Raw genomic sequence first — 18,536 nt, 5'->3', positions numbered from 1 at the left:
CAGTAGTGAAACGAAACAGCGCCGATGATAGTGTAGCATTTGCTATGTGAAAGTAGGACATTGCCAGGCTCCAAATACGAGAAACCCGTTACAGCGATGTAACGGGTTTTTTGCTATCTGGGATTTAATAAATAGCCGAACTCAGTAGAAAAACGAAATAGCTCGAAGGCGAGCCCTACGAAAGGCCGCCCCGACGCAATGATAATGTCGCATTTGCTATGTGACTCTCTACCGCTGTGGGCACCACGACATCGCCAAGCTCCAAATACAAGAAAGCCCGACTCGAAAGAGCCGGGCTTTTTTACGTCTGCAGAAAGGTGAAATGCGGACAATTAATGCACACTCATCTACTTCTAGAATGTAGGTCGGGCGAGCGTAGCGATACCCGACGCAAAAAAACATCGATTATAGTTATTGTGTTCTTATCTCACGAGCTGGATTACCAGCAACAACAGTATCCGCCTCTACATTTTTAGTAACTACAGATCCCGCACCAATAACACTGTTATCCCCAATGCATACGCCCGCTAAAATAATTGCACCTGCGCCAATCCATACGTTGCTGCCTATTGTAATAGGAGCAGCAAAGTTTTCTTTATTCAGTCGCTGTGTAGGGTTAACAGCATGGGATACAGTCAATAGCTGAACATTGGGGCCAATTAAGCAGTCATCACCAATGCTGATAGCTCCTTCACTAATTGGGGCATCTAATACCGTACAGTTAATGTTTATGAAGCTACGATCACCAATAGCTATTTGATTACCATAATCGCAATGAAAACCTGATTCTATAATTACGCCTTCACCGCATTGAGCGAATAGCTCTTTAATGCGTTTTAAATTACCTTTACTCGGGCTTTTATTGAAGAGTCGGCATATTTCGCCTGTTTGTTTACGTAGGGCTAAAAGCTCTTTGTTTAAGCTATTAAATGGCTGCATTAAGGTTTCTTTGTTTAGTTAAGAGATGCTGTGACTATTTTACCTTTATTATTACTCGTTGAAAGCTGCTTTATTTTTGCTCGTTCACTTGCCATTTAATTAGTTTCGTTTAGAATTGCACATCTTTCGAAACGAAACTTAATCTGCGAGCTTTATGACCAAACGAAACACACAGCAACGCCGTCATTTAATACTTACTCAGGTAAATGAGCTAGGTGAAGTGGCTGTTGAAAAGCTTGCGGAGCAGTTTCAAACATCTGAAGTAACCATTCGTAAAGATTTAACCGCGCTTGAAAAAAGTGGCTTATTACTGCGCCGTTACGGCGGTGCTATTGCACTGCCAAAAGAAATCGTTACCGACGAAATAGACTCTAAGCGAAAAGTAGCAATAGCTAAGGCTGCTGCTGCACTTATAAAAGATCATAACCGCATTATTATTGATAGCGGGCGCACTACGGCCGCTATGATCCCAGAGCTTGCAAATAAGCACGGGTTAGTTGTAATGACTAACGCGATTAAAGTGGCGAGCCGTTTACTATCACTTGAAAACGAGCCAACACTTTTAATGACTGGCGGTACTTGGGATCCGCATTCTGAGTCGTTTCAGGGGCAAGTTGCCGAAAACGTATTATGCTCTTATGACTTTGATCAGCTATTTATTGGTGCTGACGGCATAGATGTAAAACGCGGCACGACTACCTTTAATGAGTTAGTCGGCTTAAGCCAAGTTATGGCAAAAGCCGCCCGTGAAGTAATCGTTATGGTTGAATCAGATAAGATTGGCCGAAAAATACCAAATTTAGAATTACCGTGGAAAATAGTAACCACCTTAATAACCGATACTGGCTTAGCAGCTGATAAACGCAAAGCGATTGAGGCCTGTGGTGTAAAACTAATTTGTGCAGAGATTATTGATTAGTAACTACAAAGCGAGTTACTAGAATTAAAAAATTAATGGAGACACTATGTGTGGAATAGTTGGGGCAGTTGCAGAACGTCCAGTAAATAAAATTTTAGTTGAAGGCCTTAAACGTCTTGAATACCGTGGCTACGACTCTGCCGGTGTAGCACTATTAGAAGGCTCTACGCTAAATACTGTAAAAGCAGTCGGTAAAGTTGTGAACGTAGAAGCCGCACTTGAGAAAGCAGGCGTTAGCGGTCATACAGGTATTGCACACACACGTTGGGCAACACACGGTAGTGTTACAGAAGAAAACGCTCATCCGCATGTATCAAACAACCAGCTAGCACTTGTGCATAACGGTATTATTGAAAACCATGCAAGCTTACGCGCATCACTTAAAGAAGAAGGCTACGAGTTCTTATCTGAAACCGATACCGAAGTAATGGTGCACTTAATTCATAAGCTTCGTAAGCAACACACTACGTTACTTGCATCTGTTCAAGCAGCTGTTAAGCAATTTGAAGGTGCATTTGGTACCGTTGTATTTGATAAAGCAAACGACAACGAAATCATCGTAGCGCGCTCAGGTAGCCCACTTGTTATAGGTTTAGGCCTTGGGGAAAACTTTATTGCCTCTGATCAGTTAGCACTATTACCCGTTACTCGTAGCTTTATCTTTTTAGAAGAAGGCGACGTAGCCCGCATTACGCGTGATACAGTAGAAATTTTTGATGAAAATGGCGATGCTGTAGAGCGTGAAGTTGTTGAATCAAACATCACGCAAGATGCTTCAGGCAAAGGCGATTACCGCCACTACATGCTAAAAGAAATCTACGAGCAACCACTTGCGGTACGCAATACCCTTGAAGGACGTTTAAACGACGACCGTGTAGCAATTGATGCCTTTGGCGACAGCGCTCAGCAAATATTTAAAGATGTAAAACACGTACAAATTATTGCCTGTGGTACGTCATACCATTCAGGTATGGTTGCACGTTACTGGCTTGAGCAGTTTGCGGGTGTTAGCTGTAATGTAGAAATAGCTTCTGAATTTAGATACCGTCAGTCGTTTGTACACGAAAACAGCCTACTTGTGACTATTTCTCAATCGGGTGAAACAGCCGATACGCTAGCTGCGTTACGCCTAGCTAAAGAGCAAGGTTACATGGCCTCAATGACCATTTGTAACGTACCTGGTTCATCGCTTGTTCGCGAATCAGACCTAGCCTTTATGACTAAAGCCGGCGCTGAAATTGGTGTAGCTTCTACTAAAGCATTTACAACGCAATTAGTTGGTTTGTTAATGCTTACTGCGTCTATAGCTCAAGAAAAAGGCCTTGATCAAAGTACCATTGTAGATGCTATAAAAGTACTTCCTACTAAGCTTGAAGAAACATTGCTACTCGCTGATGGCATTGCAGACCTTGCAGAAGAATTTGCCGACAAGCATCACTCACTGTTTTTAGGTCGTGGCTCGCAATACCCAATTGCAATGGAAGGTGCACTTAAACTTAAAGAGATTTCGTACATTCACGCAGAAGCCTACGCAGCGGGCGAGCTAAAGCATGGCCCACTTGCACTTATTGATGCCGACATGCCAATTATTGTTGTAGCACCAAACAATGAGCTATTAGAAAAGCTTAAATCAAACGTAGAAGAAGTACGCGCACGTGGCGGCATTATTTACGTATTCGCAGATAAAGATTCACACTTTGAGTCAGACGACACAATGCGTGTAATCAACGTAAACCACACTGACGACATTATTGCGCCAATTGTTTACACACTGCCATTACAGTTACTGTCGTACTACGTAGCGGTAATTAAAGGTACCGACGTTGACCAACCACGTAACTTAGCTAAATCGGTTACTGTTGAGTAAAATCAAAAGGTTGGTAATTACCTGTTAAAGATAAAAAGGCGCTTAATGCGCCTTTTTTTGTACCACAAAGCCTGTTAGATTAAATAACACACTATTTTCTAAAGGATTAGTAATGCGTTTATTAACCGCTGTTTTTATATGTAGTTTATTTATATTTTATTCTAGTAGCACACTTGCAGAGCCTGATTTAAAACAGCAAACCATTAGTTATACGCAACAAACACATACTATTAAATCAGCCGTTTTAAATGAGCAACGTACCGTTGTTGTCCAGCTTCCAAAGAGTTATCAAGCTAATCCAGACAAAGTTTATCCGGTCATTTATCGCCTTGATGGAGCGGGTAATATACCGCTTATAAGTGCAGTGATGGAGCGATTACAAAATGATAATCGTGCGCCTGAAGTTATTATTGTCGCTATTGAAAATACCAATCGCTTAAGAGATTTATACCCCACAGTTAATAAAGAGCCACAAGGCCCGGTAGGTGAAGGCGGTGGTGCAGCAAAGTTTTTAGCATTTATTGAGCAAGAGCTTATGCCCTTGATTAATAAAAGTTACCGTTCGCACAACTTTAATGTAATTGCTGGGGGCTCAGCGGCAGGCGTGTTTGCACTTTATACAATGCAAGCTAACCAAGATCTTTTCCAAGCGCATATTGCGTATAGCCCAGCCGTTTGGTGGAACTATGGTGCACCGGTAAAAGCGACTAAGTCGTTTATCAATAAATCAAAAGATCTGAATAACTATGTTTATATAAATATTGGCGAAGAAGCTGGCTTAATGCGTGAGCGATACAATGAACTTCAGCAAGATTTGCAATCTAATAGCTTGCCAAATTTACGCTTCTTTAGTGACGCGTTTGATGGTGTCTCGCATAACCTGACTTCGGTTGCTGGTTCATTTAATGCGTATCACAACTTATTTTTGCCTAAACAAATGCCCATAAGTGATTTAACTGACGATGTAACCTCTATTGATGCTTATTACAAAACATTATCTCAGCAATGGGGCGAGCAGATTGCGCCACCGGATCGCGCTGTTAGAACACTCGGTTATAATTTAACGGGCAGCAAGCAATTTACCCGTGCTATTGAAGTGTTTAAGTACAATATAAAAAACCACCCAAAATCAGTCGATGCGCTTTCAGCCTTATCTTATGGCTATGAAATGCAAGGCGATACTCGCCAAGCGCTTGAACAGATGGAGTCTGCTTTAGCCATTACAAATGACTCATATCCTTATATAAATTATTTAAGAGAAACAAAAGCTAGGTTACAAGCAGAACTTAGCAAGAACTAATAATATTGCTAACTTAGTTGTTGGCTTTTTATGAAAGCCTCTTTAAGTTTGGAGTGCTCACGGTGACAGTCAAAATTCCTCGAAGCTTGTAACTCGACGCTCGCAGCCATTACTTAAACCACATTTAAATCACTAATCCCTACTTAATAAGCGCTAAATACGCTAAAATTACAGGCTACTTTTTTAGCAATAAGCCCACAATTTTATGACCTCAGCAACAAGCCCTAGTGCCTTTAACGATCTTGGCCTTATTCCAGAGCTACAAGCTCGTTTAACCGATTTGGAATATAGCCAACCTACGCCAATTCAAGCTAAGGCGATTCCAAGTGTACTGGCTGGTAGCGATTTAATTGCAGGGGCAAATACTGGCTCAGGTAAAACAGCAACGTTTGCTTTGCCAATGCTGCAAACCCTATTTTTAGAGCATGGATCTAAAAAAGCAGCGAGCAAAGGTAATTTTGTCACTGGGCTTATTTTGGTACCTACGCGCGAGCTTGCTACGCAGGTGGCCGATAGCGTTAAATCGTATTCTGCTAACTTTAATGGCGCCATTAAAACAGTGGCGGTATTTGGTGGTGTGTCGGTTAATACACAAATGCAGGCTCTACGCGGCGGCGCCGATATTATCGTGGCAACACCAGGGCGTTTGCTCGATTTAATCTCAAGCAATGCTATTAAGCTCGATAAAGTAACAACCTTAGTGCTTGATGAAGCCGACCGCATGTTAAGCCTTGGCTTTACCGAAGAGCTTGCTGAGTTATTAGCGCTTATGCCTGCTAAAAAACAAACCATGTTGTTTTCAGCGACCTTCCCAGAGCAAGTAACACAATTAACGCAAGAGCTGTTAACCAACCCTGTTGAAATACAAGTTCAAAGCAAAGACGAAAGCACCTTAGTACAGCGCGTATTTACAGTTAATAAAGGCGAAAAAACCACGGTTTTAGCGCATTTAATTAAAGCGCATAAATGGCGCCAAGCACTTATTTTTGTAAACGCTAAAAAAGACTGTGAGCACTTAGCAGCTAAGCTTGAAAAGCGTGGTATTAACGCACAGGTATTTCATGGTGACAAAGGCCAAAGTGAGCGTACTCGCGTAATTGAAAAGTTTAAAGCCGGTGAAATAGAAGTACTTATAGCCACCGATATAGCAGCCCGTGGTTTAGATATTGCCAAACTGCCTGTCGTTATTAACTTTAACTTACCGCGCAGCCCCGCTGATTATATGCACCGTATTGGCCGAAGCGGCCGTGCCGGTGAAGTTGGCCTAGCGTTATCGTTAATTGATTACGAAGACTTTCATCACTTTAAAATAATCGAGAAAAAAAACAAACTTCGTTTAGAGCGTGAGGAAGTAACGGGTTTTGCGGTAAACCAAGCAAACCTTGATGCAGCACAAGCACTTAAAAACGATAAACCAATGGCAAAGCCTGAAGGCACTGGCAAGAAAAAGAAGAAAAAAGCCGATGTTGAAGATGTGTGGAGCGGCTGGCGCCGGAATTAGAACTATTTTTATGAAGATAGAAAACGGAAAAGACGCGATGGCGTGTGTCTTTTCGTTAAGCTTATAAAAACTTGGATAACGATTAACTATATGATTCATAGAGATCGTTTTACTTCTATATCAGATATTAACAATTACCTTTTTTACTCTTTTTGTACTCGATAAAAAAGCGACTTAATTAAGTCGCTTTTTTTGATTGCGCTCTCATTAAGCAAAAATTCTTTCTTGAACGATATGAGGAATGTATTGGTTTTTTTCGGTCTGCCCTCCAAACCCCAAACGTTCATAAACACTCCCACCAATACCTGGTAAAACTTCACCTTTGTTATTTATGCTTTCATCGATAGCTAAAGAAAAATAGTTGAAGAGTGCACTTATTTGAGCTGGGAACTCTTTCTCAAGCTTGAGTGTTGAGTCTTTATGCATAACAGGCGCTAAGACAAAAATATTTTTTGGTTTCATGTTCTCTATAAGAGCTGTTATGTTGGTTTTGACAACACAAGAACCAGACATAATAGACTTAACAACGATTAACGAATCAGAAGTTTCATAACCTTTGTCTTGAAACTTGTTGAATATTGGTGCAACACTAGCGCCATTTACTTTAATTCTGTCATTCCAAAAGCATACTAAATAAACAGAATGAACATTCTCTTTAATGCTCTCAATTATTCCTTTAGATAAAAAATCGGCATCTTCAACAGTGGAAGCAACGCAGTAGCTCTTACTTGAGTCAAGCTTTTTAGAAAGTTCTTTGCCCATGAATTTGCCAATTTCAAACATGGTTTTTCTGTAAACGTGGCTTTCAACCGATCTGTCAGTTAGGGTCGCCAAAAGAGCTTTCACGTCATTAGTAACACTTTTATCGAATTTTCTTCCATTACTATATGTATTCATATCAGGCTCCAGACCCCATAAGGAAACCCAACAAACTCATTATATCGCTAGGGTTTCTTTCGATGATGGCTTCACTTAATTTTTCGAACTCAGGCGTACCAATTTTAGACCTGACAATTCCTGAAAAGTCGTTTATCTCGTAATTTAAAAAACCATTATGTATTGTGTACGATAATCCATCAATATTGTCAAGTATCTGACTTAACTTATCGGAAATTGAATAATTACTGTTAGAGTCTTTAAAAAAGTCTGGGTTTGCAGCTTTTTTTGCTAAGTCTATAAACTCAGATACCTTTTTCTTCTCTTTATTGTGGGTAGTCCAAGTGCCAACTAGGTTCTGTAAAACTATCTCCAGCTTATCAGTTTCAGTAGGGTAAGCACAAAATTTTGAAACTACATCTTTAAAGTTTTGATTATTTAATAGCATCTTGTTTGCAGTTTCAGAATTTTTAAAAAGAACACATTCTGTATGATGCTTAATACTTTCAGGGATGTCTTTATTCCTGAGCTTATAAACATTTTCCTGTGCGAGCACTAGAGTAGTTTTTGAGCTGTCCACATTAAAGTGATTAAGGTCAACTTTGTATTGGTCCCTAAAATAAGGTGCAATACCTTTCGCTTTAAACCAATAAACTTTCTTGGAGTCTTTCAATTGATAGCTTTGTTTTGAATTTTTCGTAAAATTCATGATGGTTAAGTCATCAACAAAAGCTTTTTCCTGAGAACTAATTTCAATATCGTCCTCAGGAGATTCAATATATGATTCTGCTAATTTATACGCAGCAAAAAAAGTCTCGTGCCTATTCCCTTTAGCGTTGTTGTCTCCACCCTTTGACTGATTATTTAGATTGACCAACCGGTCAGCCCCTAAATTATCTCGAACAAAGTCCTCTAATGATGGTAAATACCCAACACACGTCATTCCATAACCCTGTAAAAATTTTTCGCGATTTTATCAAAAAGAGAAAATTTTTGAAAGCCCCTATTTAGAAGGCTATATATTTGATTCACTAAAATTTACCATTCCATCAATTGCTTTTTGTTTAGAAGAAGTCAAATTAATCAGCATTAAAATGATCGAGGAGCTGTTGTTAAACTGCTTCACTTTGGAATTAACTAAGATTTATTGTCATTAGTTTTAGATAGATTAAAAAGCCTTTAAAGGAGCAAGCTTATTCAGGTACTCGATCCAATACATGGCTGAGGCACTAATTGAAACTTTAAAGCTGTCAGAGGATGCTTCTTGTATATATAAGTTGATGAATAGCTCTTTTAAGAAAAAAACCGCATTTTGCGGTTTTTTTACTTTTTAACAAAGAATTAAAAGTTAAAATCAGTAGGTGCTGGTGGCACTACTAAAGGTTGCTTAGGGTTTGCTTTAAGCTCCTTTAATAACTCTTGTACAGCACGTTCTATTGATGGATCTTGGCCTTTATAAATAAGCTCTGGGCGATCAACCACTTTAATATCAGGAGCAACGCCTTCGTTTTCTATAATCCAGTTACCTTGGGTATCTAAAATACGGAAAGTAGCCGCAATAACTTGCCCGCCATCTACAAGAGCAGGGTTGCCAGAAATACCAATTAAGCCACCCCACGTACGCGTACCAATTAGCTTACCTAAACCCGCTTGGCGGAAGTAGTAAGGAATTGCATCACCGCCTGAGCTTGAATAGCCGTTTATTAGCATTGCTTTAGGACCATCGTGTGCAAACTGTGGCGTTTTAGTCGGCTCAGTGCCTCGGCGTTTCCAATAGTTAAGTGGTTTACGTGCAAGCCAGGTGATCATGTGCTCAGGAATATAGCCACCGCCATTGTAACGGTCATCAATAATCATGGCGTCTTTGGTTGTTTGCGGCATGTAATTTTTAAACATGGCGCGGTTACCTTCATACGCTGTATTTGGCAGGTGTACGTAGCCAATACGCCCATTTGATAGCTTATTTACGTAGGCTGCACGCGAGTTAACCCAATCTAAATAACGTAGACCTTGCTCACTGGCTACAGGTTTTACTGTTACTTGCCACGCGCCTTTGCTACGCGGTTTACTGTTTAGCACCAGCTCCACTTGCTCGCCTTGGGTGTTTTCAAGGAGTTCGTAAAAGTTAGCCACGTCTTTAACCGAGCGGCCATTCACCGCAATTATGTAATCGCCGTTATGTGCTTTTATGCCTGTAGTGCCTAGCGGAGAGCGGAAATCGTCATGCCAGTTTTCACCTTTAAAGATTTGCTCTATTTTTACATAACCCGATGGATCGCTTGCAAGCTTAGCGCCTAATAAACCGTGGTTTTTACGCTCGGCTTTTGGCATATCGCCCGATTGCACGTAAATATGGCCTGAGTTAATTTCGCCAGCAATTTCGCTAAGTACGTAATCAAGGTCGCTACGGTGGCTAATAGCATCAGCCATAGGTTGGTATTTAGCTAAAATAGCATCCCAATCTTGACCGTGGTGGTTTTCGTCGTAGAACCAGTCACGCAATGTGCGCCAGCCTTCTACGTACATTTGTTGCCACTCAGCTTGCGGGTTAATTTTAAGCGTCATTTTGCTTAAATCGAGCTTGTTGGCGTCTAGGTCTTGCTTTGGTTTAGGCTCTATTAAGCTGTAACCGCCACTTGTGTGTACAAGTAGGTGTTCGCTGTTGCTCGATATAGTGTAATTGCTAGCACCTTTAGCGACTGTTTCTAGCTCACTGTCGTGCTCGGTACCTATAAGTTGTAATGCGCCATTAGCAAGCGTCAGTACGCCGTCTTTTACTGCGGTTAAGCCACGGTAATCGCCCGCTGGTGCGTTAAGTGCGGTAACACGCTGCATAAAGTCGCTGCTTTGCAGTGCGTTTTTAACTTTTTTGTCATCTTCTTTTTCGTCGTCATCGTCTTTTACAATTGTGGTTTCGTCACTTTGTAAGGCAATAAGCGGTTTAACACTGTCGTTTACTGCAGCCGCATAAATACGGGTGGCGCGGTTAAACATGTAGTCAAACTCGTAACTGCTAAACGCAAGGTTAAAGTCGCGCTCAGAGCTAAAGTAAAGGTATTGGCCATCTGGCGAAAAAGTTGGGTTTTGCTCGTTACTCATTTCGTCTGTTAGGCGCGTTACCTTTTCTTTTTTAAGGTTGTAGTGCCACAGTGAGGCATAACGGTTTTCGTTATTTTTAACATACACAATGTCTTGGCTATTAGGCGACCACGTATACTGAGTAATACCGTCTTCGTCGTAAATGCCGGTATCAATTTTGTGTTGCTTGCCCGATTTTGCATCTAACCACCAAAGTGTGTTGTTTTTATCTGCAAACAATAGCTTAGCGCTATCGGGTGACCAAATAGGCGTAAAGCGCCAAATGGTACCATTGCTAGTAAGTTGCTTAATGGCATTGTTTTTACTGCGATCTTTTAAGTAAATTTCGTACTCGCCGCTTTCATCGCTCATGTAAGCAATGTAACGCCCATTTGGCGACCAGCTTGCGTCTATTTCACGGCTCTTATCTGTGTACGATAAGTTACGCGTAGGGCCTTGTTTAACAGGTACACTAAATAGCTCGCCACGGGCTGTAAATACAGCACGTTTGCCATCGTGAGAAATCGACATAGAATCAATAAAGTCGCTCACATTTTTGCTATACGGCATAGCGTATTGGCGCACACCGGCAATGTTAATGCTCAGCTTAGTGCTTTTTTGTGTTTTTGCGTCAAAGCGATATAAGTAACCGCCGTTTTCATACACAACTGCATTAGGGCCTGCTGAGGGCCAAAGTACGTCAAAGTTTTTAAAGTTGGTGAGCTTTTTAGGCTCACTGCCTTTGCGATATTGGTAAAGGTTTAGTGTGTAATCACGGTCAGATACAAAATAAATATTGTCGCCAACCCAGGTAGGTTGCTGGTCGGTTGCGCGGTTAGTAGTAAGTTGCTCTGAAGTGTTATTTTCTAAATCGTAAATCCATACGTCTTGCGCGCGACCGCCACGGGTGCGTTTCCAGGTACGAAACTCACGGTCAATGGGCGTATAAACATACTTGCTACCATCTGGGGAGAGCATACCGCCGCCAGTTTCTGGAATAGCTAAAGGCTGCTCAAGGCCACCGTCGGCAGGGACCATATAAGGGCGACCCATACGTTTGCCCCATGGTGTGCGGTTTGCTCTAAACACCACATTTTTACCATCGGCGGTCCAATCTAAAACGCGGTAATCAAAGCCACCACGCGGCGGCATTGGGCCAACATCGTTGTAGTATGTAAGCTGCTTAAGGCCTGAGCCATCGCTGTTGATCACATAAATTTGGCGGCTGCCGTTATATTCGGCTGAAAATGCAATGCGCTTACCATCAGGAGAAAACTTAGGAAATGTTTCAAAACCAATGTGGTCGGTTAAACGTTTGCTTTCGCCGGTTTGTGTATTAGCAATATAAATATCGCCACTGTAAACAAAGGTCACGTTTTGGTTATGAATATCAGGAAAGCGTAGTAAGCGAGTGTCTTTAGTTTCATAGGCCGATACGCTCGGTGCAATAACTGCAGCCAAGGCAAGCGCCAATGTTGTTAATTTTTTCATGGGATTACATCCTATATTAATAGCTGTTACATCATAACAATAAGGTTATAAATAGCGATGCACTTGCGATAAAAGGTCTGTTACAAAATGTGAATAAAAAAAGGTTGGCATTAAAACGCCAACCTTCAAGGGAGTACTCTTTTTAAAGAGTGAAATTAGTGGTCGTGATCGTCTTCTTCTTCCTCTTGCGCAATACCAAGCCAAGTAATTGCACTAGGAGCAAAAGTAAGCTCAACCTCACTTTCAATTTCTAATTCTTCAAGGTGTACTTGCACAACGTGCTGAGCAATAGGGTCGGCTACATAAGCAAATTGATCATTTTGCGCCACTGTCATGCTAAAGCTCATGCCCTCTGGCATGGTTGATACATCTTGCTCGGTAATATCAACTTGGCCTTCAAGCTCCCAATGCATTTCGCCATCATGGTCGTGTGCGCTAAATACATTTAAAAAACCTAAGCTGTCTAATATTAAAAAGTGCTCGCCATGGGCAGAAAAAGAGTACGACACAGCACTTGCGCCATCGGCTAGTTGCCATTCTAGTTCTTCCATTTGTGCTGTTGCTGGGTTAATAGTTACAATTACGGCTTCGCCGCCACCATGGCCAGATGCTACGCCAATAAAGGTCTCGCTATCTTCGTGGCCATAAATACTACCAATGCGTAAATCGCCAACGGCTGCAATGTTCGCTATTTTTTCAGCTTCGTATTCATCATCGTGCTGGTGGGCTAATAACACACCATCGCTACAGCCAAATGCCACGTAGTCGTGGTTTTGTGCAGCACCGTGTAAATCAGGGCACGTAACTTCTAAGGTTTGTTCTAGCTCATATTCACCATCATGAAAGTGATAAACACCTACTTGGTCTGGCAGTACTTTAGCAACCGATGTGCTTTCGCTGTCATCACGGCGAAGTGTTGATAATAAATGCTCACCGCGAGGCTCTGCTACACCGTGCATATTAATATCGTAGCTAATACCCGGTAGCGTTGCTGTTGCGCTGGTTATGTCGTTATCTGTTAATACTTCAACAGAGGCAACCGTGCCTGAGTCTGCATCACCATCATAAAAAACAGCTAATTGGCCGTCATGTTTTACAAGGTGAGTAGGTCGGCTGCCACTTGTTAGCTCATAACTGCTAGCCGCTGGGCTTTGCTCGTAGTCGTGTAAATGCTCGCCGTGGTCTTCACGCCATAAACCACCATCAATAAAGCCTAAGTAATCTTGTGCGCGGCTTGCAATAACGGCATAACGAAAATCAGGTGATGACGATAGCGTGTTTGAATCGTTCGTCAGGGTAAATGTTTCAAGTAAAGCGTTGTCATCTAGGTCATAAAAGCTGGCTTCGTTGCTATCGCCTGCAAGCACAGCTAATCTGCCCAATGAATCAATTGTGTAGCCATCATCATGGTCGTGATCATCATCGTCATGATCGTGCTCGTCTTCTACAACAATAGGATTTTTTTCTACAATATTGGTCTGGGCATCGCCGCAGGCTGTAATAAATGTAGTGCTAATAGCCAGTGCAATAAGCTTTAATTGATATAGTTTTTTCATGTTTATTTCCTTTAATTATAATTTTTTAATGCTTAAAAATAACCGCGAATGCCTAGCGCAAAGCTACGTCCTGGACGTGGTGCTATATCTTTTACAAACGAGCTGTGCACGCGTGCTTCTGTATCTGTTAAGTTGGTGCCTCGCAGGTACACAGACATATCTTGGTTTAATACTGAAAGGTCGTAAGAGATGCTTGCATCAACCAATGTGTAGCCGTCAGTTGCTGTTTCTTGTGGGGCTGTGCGGTCTTGCTTTTGATAGCGAGTAACGTGAATATGCGCACTTAGTTTATCTGTTTGATAGCTTAACTCGCTACCAAAACGAAGCGGTGGAGTTCGAGGTAAATCGCCGCCGTCTTTAAGGCGTGCACGAACGTAATCTGAGAATAAATCTACTTTAAATTCATCGGTTAACTGCCACGCAATTTGCGCTTCAAACCCGTGTAAAATTACGTCGTCTGTTTTAAATAAATAAACCGGCAGTTCTGATGAATGGTCGTGTTCGTCGGCGCCTTCTTCATCGCCATGGTCGTGGCCACTTTCGGCGAATAAACCAGTGTCTATTTGGTAATAGTAATTATCTACTTGGTTGTAAAAGGCATTTAAAATAAAGCCAACATCACCTTGGGTTTTACGTAATGTTAAATCGATATTATTGGCTGTTTCTAGGTCAATTGTTTGACTAGATAAACCTAAATGGCCGTCTTCATCTAAATCAAATAGTGTACCTACTTCGTAAGTGCCAGTACCAATGTGTGGCCCAAACGATAACAACTCAGAAGCAGAAGGCGCACGTTCAGAGCGCGATACAGAAAGTCCTAAATTATAGTTAGGTGTAAAATCCCACACTACGCCTGCAGATAAACTTATTGGCGTAAATTCGTGCTCTACGTCAAATACACGAGTGGTTTCTGCGCTTTCTTCGTGGTCGTGATCATGCTCGTCGATTTCTTGCGCTTCATCGTGTGCGTGAGCGTCAATATTTGGCAGTAATACGTCGCCTGCTTCAATGGTTACACGCTCAATACGCCCACCTAACTGCACTAAAAAATCACCAAAGTGCCTTTCTTCCATTAACGCTACAGCAAAGCTTTCGGTTTCTGATGGAGGGGTAAAGGCCTCTTCACCTTGTGCTTCAACATCGCTTTGTTTGTAATGAAAGCTAATGCCGCCATTCCACTCGTTAAATTGGTTATGTAGTAGGTCTATACGAAATTCGTTTGTTTCGTTTTTAAAAGTAGTGCCTACAGCGCCACCCTCAATTTCAGCGTGCTCGTAGTCGGAGTGGCCAACGCGAAGGTTTACTTTGTTTAGCCATTTATTATCTAAGTTGTACTCACCTAATAATTGCACTTTAGTTTGCTCTAAATCAGCAAATACGCTTTCTTCTTCGTCGCTATGTTCTTCCTCTTCTTCATCGCCGTGCGTATGGCCCGGAATACCGTATTGACGATTAAATTGCTCTACTGCTAAGCCAATAAATCCGTTATCCATTAAATAGCTAGCGCCAACAGTAAAACCGTCAGACTCTTCATTACTGTTTTCAACTTTGTAATCGCCGCGATGCTCTTCATCATCGCTATCTATATCAGCCGCTACAGGCACCTCGTAGTCATCGGCCTCACGCCAAAACGCATCGGCATAAAAAGCTACCGAGTCTGTGCCTGTGGTGGCATTAAACGAGGCCACTTTTTGGTTATCAGCAGAGTTATGTTCTACGTTCCACTCGCCGCGTGTTGTGCTTTCGGTTGGTACGCGGTTATCTACCACATTTACTACGCCACCAATGGCGCCACTGCCATAAAACAGTGTTGCAGGGCCGCGCAATACTTCAATTTGTTGTGCGGTAGACGCTTCTGATGCAACAGAATGGTCGGGGCCAACGCGCGACACATCACTTACATCAAGTCCATTTTGAGTAATAAGTACACGCGGGCCGCTTAAACCACGAATAATAGGTGTGCTAGCTACCTTCCCGTGAAAGTTAGTATTAACGCCTGGAAGTTTTTCAAGGCTGTCGCCAAGGGTTGCAGCTTGTTGTCGTCTTAGTTGTTCGCCAGATAAAACACTAACAGGTGAGGCAGACTCCATTGCCGACATATGAATAGGGGTTGCTTCAATATCAATAACTTCAATAGGCGAGCGCTTTAAATTAAACGTAACCGATTGGTTTTCATCATTCGTTATTGTTATATCGCGATGAAGATGCGCATAACCTGGCGCCACAACATGAAGCTCTTTTAAGCCATTGTTTAGCTCTGCAATAACAAATTTACCGTTTTCGTCGGTGGTTACTTGAAGGTCTGAACCTTCAACCTCTATGGTTGCGTTGGTAACTATTTTACCTTGATTGTTTAAAACAACGCCTTCAATTGTGGATGCCAGTACACTTGCTGGCAATAAAGCTGCGATGAGAACAGCTAATTGTGATCTAGGTTTCATTTGACTACCTTGTTAGATGTTATATTATATCAATTATGCGAGAAATGTTATAATGTATCAATAGTAATTAACTGTTGTTACTAAAATGTCTCCTTAAAAGTAACGCTTTTGAGTAGAGGCACTAATTTAGTAGAGGAAATAATGAAGTCGAGTCAAAGTGTTATGGATCGTATGGCGATTGGGTTATCGTTAATGTGTACAGTGCATTGTTTTGCAACCCCGGTTATTTTAGCGCTATTGCCAAGCTTTGCTGTACTGCAAATAGATAGTGAACAATTTCATTTATGGATTCTTGCAGCAGTATTACCCACCAGTTTATTAGCATTGAGCCTAGGCTGTAAAAAGCATAAGCGTAAGCGTTACATGGCCTGCGGCGTTATTGGGCTGTCTTTTATGATATGTGCGGTATTGCTAGGGCATGAAATAGCCGAAAAAGCGCTAACCTTAATAGGATCAGCGTTTATTGCTGTGGCTCATTGGTTTAATTACCAACAATGCCTTAAACAAAATGATGATAATTGCCCGTGTTCAGGCGATGAATCTGATCAGGTAGCTTAGCGGTGTTAGTGCTACAAACAACTAACATGTAGCACTGCCTTTCAAAGCCGAGTGTTTATTTTTTAATAGCTTAAAGTAATAAGTGGGTTAAAGTAGTCATCCAATATTGGTTTATTATGCTTGGCTTAGGTTAATGAATACTGCTTTAAAATCCCTGCTGTTACTTTGCGCTTTAATGTGTTTTAAATTAAGCGCAAATACCCCGTACCAAATCCCTAGAAGCAGCGTTATAGAACTTACTGAGCCCGTGACCAATCGGGTATATCCTGTTTTTATTCAGCTCCCTAAGTCATATAAAAAGCACCCTGAAAAAATATATCCAGTTATTTATTTAACCGATGCACCGTACACGTTTCCTATTGTGGCGGGAGCTACGCGGTTTCCTATGAATAGCGGAAAAATGCAGCAGGCTATTATTGTGGCCATTAGCTACGAAAAAGGCTCCAAAGGGTCTAATAGCCGAGTTAGAGACTACACACCAAATAAGGCTAAAAGCTGGAAAAAACAAACAGGTAACGCTCAAAACCACGCGCTGTTTTTAAAAAATACTGTACTGCCGTTTATACAAAGTAACTACCGAGCAAGTAGCACACAAAAAACCTATATAGGTAACTCTTTAGGCGGCTTATTTGGCGTGACTATTTTATTTACGATGCCCGATTTATTTAATAATTATATAATTGGCAGCCCATCAGTTTGGTTTAATAACAATGCGATTTTAGCGCTACAAGCAAATAAACCTAAATTGCCTACAAAGGTTTATATATCGGTAGGGGCAAAGGAAACGCCACGCTTTGGTGAAGGGCAAAATATGGTGGAAGGGGCAAAGCAATTAATGCAAAAAATTAATGCACTTAGCAGTGACAATATTGAACTAAAAAGCGTTGTTATTGAAGGGGCGAGCCATGCAACCGCTTTTCCTACTACAGCTATACAAGGGCTTGATTGGGTAACAGCAAACAAGCCCTAAAAGGCACTAAAAGCTTAAGCGCTTTCAAGTTCCTGTTTCCAGTTTACTAATACTTCAATAAATTCTGGGCCTATACCACAGCAGCCGCCAATAATGCTTGCGCCTTGGCTGTACCACGTTTTTGCAAAATCTAGGTATTCTGCAGGTGCAATATCACGATACGCCTGCGAGCCTTCGTTGGCTTTGTAATCGCTTGCGATAGGTGTAAAGCCATTAGCAAACGCGCCTAAAACAACGCTTTTATTTTGTTTAGCTAATACTGCGTTGGAATCGCTAAAGGCTTGCTCTATAACCTCAGGTATTGAGCAGTTAAAGAAAATACCAGTAACATTTTGTTCAAGCAAAGCCGCTACGGCGTCACTTACCAGCTCACCAGAGCGAAGTGTCGCTTGCTCGCTTACCACATCATTTAAGGTAAATGCGTAATAACATGGCTTGTTTGAGCCTTTAAGTACATTTGCCATAACGTGCGCTTCTTCAATGCTCGATATGGTTTCGCCAATCCATACATCTACGTGCTCGTCTTGCGCCTTGTATAGCGTATCTAAAATAGTAAAAGCGCGTTCGCTCTCAAATAGCTCTGGGCGGTAAGAGCCAAATGCGGGTGGTAATGAGCCTGCTACTAATACATTTTGTTTAGCGTTTTGAGCTACGTCTTTTGCAATAACTGCCGCTTGCTGTGCAAGGGCTGCGCCTTGAGCTTGGTATAGCGCTTCACCTAAATGAAAGGGCACACAGGCATAACTATTAACGGTAATTATTTCAGCGCCTGCATCTATAAAACCTTGGTGAGCCTGCGTTACAAAATGTGGGGCTTCTATTAGTGCTTGTGCACTCCACAGTGGCTGTGTAAATGGCGCGCCAATGCGTTTAAGCTCGCGTCCCATGCCGCCATCTAAAATAGTTACTTTATTCATAAAGGATTTCTATACAACTAAACAATATGGCGCTATTCAACCATAATTTTTTTAGATTCATAATGAAACTTCGTCACCTTTAACATGAAAAAAGCTCAATGCTTTTTTACAGGCATAAAAAAA

General features: G+C 41.6%; 13 protein-coding genes. 6 read left to right on the top strand and 7 right to left on the bottom strand.

Annotated features, from left to right (window positions below; translation table 11 throughout):
* Window positions 1–411: 411 nt before the first annotated feature.
* Window positions 412–939, bottom strand: coding sequence for a sugar O-acetyltransferase (locus tag MTF64_RS19225; protein WP_248452381.1), 528 nt, complete (start codon window positions 937–939; stop codon window positions 412–414).
* 154 nt (window positions 940–1,093) lie between these two features.
* Here MTF64_RS19225 and MTF64_RS19220 point away from each other — a divergent pair, with 154 nt between their 5' ends.
* The 4 genes from MTF64_RS19220 to MTF64_RS19205 all read left to right on the top strand — a co-directional run bounded on the left by MTF64_RS19220 (window position 1,094) and on the right by MTF64_RS19205 (window position 6,526).
* Entirely contained in the window at window positions 1,094–1,858 is a 765-nt protein-coding gene (locus MTF64_RS19220; RefSeq protein WP_248452380.1) for a DeoR family transcriptional regulator, read from the top strand.
* A gap of 46 nt (window positions 1,859–1,904) precedes the next feature.
* Window positions 1,905–3,725 (top strand): glutamine--fructose-6-phosphate transaminase (isomerizing), encoded by a 1,821-nt coding sequence (gene glmS, locus MTF64_RS19215; RefSeq protein WP_248452379.1) that lies wholly within the window; start codon window positions 1,905–1,907, stop codon window positions 3,723–3,725.
* 112 nt (window positions 3,726–3,837) lie between these two features.
* Entirely contained in the window at window positions 3,838–5,025 is a 1,188-nt protein-coding gene (locus tag MTF64_RS19210) for an alpha/beta hydrolase-fold protein (RefSeq protein ID WP_248452378.1), read from the top strand.
* A gap of 205 nt (window positions 5,026–5,230) precedes the next feature.
* The gene (locus MTF64_RS19205) at window positions 5,231–6,526 is read left to right on the top strand and encodes a DEAD/DEAH box helicase (protein ID WP_248452377.1); all 1,296 of its coding nucleotides are present in this window, start codon (window positions 5,231–5,233) and stop codon (window positions 6,524–6,526) included.
* 207 nt (window positions 6,527–6,733) lie between these two features.
* On the opposite strand, the gene MTF64_RS19200 is transcribed toward MTF64_RS19205, so the two are convergent.
* From MTF64_RS19200 to MTF64_RS19180, 5 genes are all read right to left on the bottom strand, one after another.
* On the bottom strand, window positions 6,734–7,423 hold the full coding sequence (locus tag MTF64_RS19200) for a hypothetical protein (protein WP_193051118.1): 690 nt from the start codon (window positions 7,421–7,423) through the stop codon (window positions 6,734–6,736).
* A gap of 1 nt (window position 7,424) precedes the next feature.
* Complete coding sequence (locus tag MTF64_RS19195) at window positions 7,425–8,345, bottom strand: hypothetical protein (RefSeq protein WP_248452376.1); 921 nt, start codon at window positions 8,343–8,345, stop codon at window positions 7,425–7,427.
* Window positions 8,346–8,743: 398 nt separating this feature from the next.
* Window positions 8,744–11,971, bottom strand: coding sequence for a S41 family peptidase (locus MTF64_RS19190; protein WP_248452375.1), 3,228 nt, complete (start codon window positions 11,969–11,971; stop codon window positions 8,744–8,746).
* Between the two features lie 155 nt (window positions 11,972–12,126).
* Complete coding sequence (locus MTF64_RS19185; protein WP_248452373.1) at window positions 12,127–13,527, bottom strand: 5-methyltetrahydrofolate--homocysteine methyltransferase; 1,401 nt, start codon at window positions 13,525–13,527, stop codon at window positions 12,127–12,129.
* 32 nt (window positions 13,528–13,559) lie between these two features.
* Window positions 13,560–15,968 (bottom strand): TonB-dependent receptor, encoded by a 2,409-nt coding sequence (locus MTF64_RS19180; protein ID WP_248452372.1) that lies wholly within the window; start codon window positions 15,966–15,968, stop codon window positions 13,560–13,562.
* A gap of 141 nt (window positions 15,969–16,109) precedes the next feature.
* Here MTF64_RS19180 and MTF64_RS19175 point away from each other — a divergent pair, with 141 nt between their 5' ends.
* Entirely contained in the window at window positions 16,110–16,526 is a 417-nt protein-coding gene (locus MTF64_RS19175; RefSeq protein ID WP_138540492.1) for a MerC domain-containing protein, read from the top strand.
* 133 nt (window positions 16,527–16,659) lie between these two features.
* On the top strand, window positions 16,660–17,496 hold the full coding sequence (locus MTF64_RS19170; RefSeq protein ID WP_248452370.1) for an alpha/beta hydrolase-fold protein: 837 nt from the start codon (window positions 16,660–16,662) through the stop codon (window positions 17,494–17,496).
* A gap of 14 nt (window positions 17,497–17,510) precedes the next feature.
* Here MTF64_RS19170 and MTF64_RS19165 read toward each other — a convergent pair whose 3' ends face one another.
* Entirely contained in the window at window positions 17,511–18,413 is a 903-nt protein-coding gene (locus MTF64_RS19165; RefSeq protein ID WP_248452368.1) for a homocysteine S-methyltransferase family protein, read from the bottom strand.
* Window positions 18,414–18,536: the final 123 nt, after the last annotated feature.

It is taken from the genome of Pseudoalteromonas sp. 2CM41L, assembly GCF_023161905.1.
GTDB classification, from domain to species: Bacteria; Pseudomonadota; Gammaproteobacteria; order Enterobacterales; family Alteromonadaceae; genus Pseudoalteromonas; species Pseudoalteromonas atlantica.
This window is presented reverse-complemented; position numbering and strand designations above follow the sequence as displayed.

Bases quoted from the DNA above. Each gene is read 5' to 3' on its own strand.
- MTF64_RS19225 (WP_248452381.1), bottom strand. From the start codon at position 939: ATGCAGCCATTTAATAGCTTAAACAAAGAGCTTTTAGCCCTACGTAAA.
- MTF64_RS19220 (WP_248452380.1), top strand. From the start codon at position 1,094: ATGACCAAACGAAACACACAGCAACGCCGTCATTTAATACTTACTCAG.
- glmS (WP_248452379.1), top strand. From the start codon at position 1,905: ATGTGTGGAATAGTTGGGGCAGTTGCAGAACGTCCAGTAAATAAAATT.
- MTF64_RS19210 (WP_248452378.1), top strand. From the start codon at position 3,838: ATGCGTTTATTAACCGCTGTTTTTATATGTAGTTTATTTATATTTTAT.
- MTF64_RS19205 (WP_248452377.1), top strand. From the start codon at position 5,231: ATGACCTCAGCAACAAGCCCTAGTGCCTTTAACGATCTTGGCCTTATT.
- MTF64_RS19200 (WP_193051118.1), bottom strand. From the start codon at position 7,423: ATGAATACATATAGTAATGGAAGAAAATTCGATAAAAGTGTTACTAAT.
- MTF64_RS19195 (WP_248452376.1), bottom strand. From the start codon at position 8,345: ATGACGTGTGTTGGGTATTTACCATCATTAGAGGACTTTGTTCGAGAT.
- MTF64_RS19190 (WP_248452375.1), bottom strand. From the start codon at position 11,971: ATGAAAAAATTAACAACATTGGCGCTTGCCTTGGCTGCAGTTATTGCA.
- MTF64_RS19185 (WP_248452373.1), bottom strand. From the start codon at position 13,527: ATGAAAAAACTATATCAATTAAAGCTTATTGCACTGGCTATTAGCACT.
- MTF64_RS19180 (WP_248452372.1), bottom strand. From the start codon at position 15,968: ATGAAACCTAGATCACAATTAGCTGTTCTCATCGCAGCTTTATTGCCA.
- MTF64_RS19175 (WP_138540492.1), top strand. From the start codon at position 16,110: ATGAAGTCGAGTCAAAGTGTTATGGATCGTATGGCGATTGGGTTATCG.
- MTF64_RS19170 (WP_248452370.1), top strand. From the start codon at position 16,660: ATGAATACTGCTTTAAAATCCCTGCTGTTACTTTGCGCTTTAATGTGT.
- MTF64_RS19165 (WP_248452368.1), bottom strand. From the start codon at position 18,413: ATGAATAAAGTAACTATTTTAGATGGCGGCATGGGACGCGAGCTTAAA.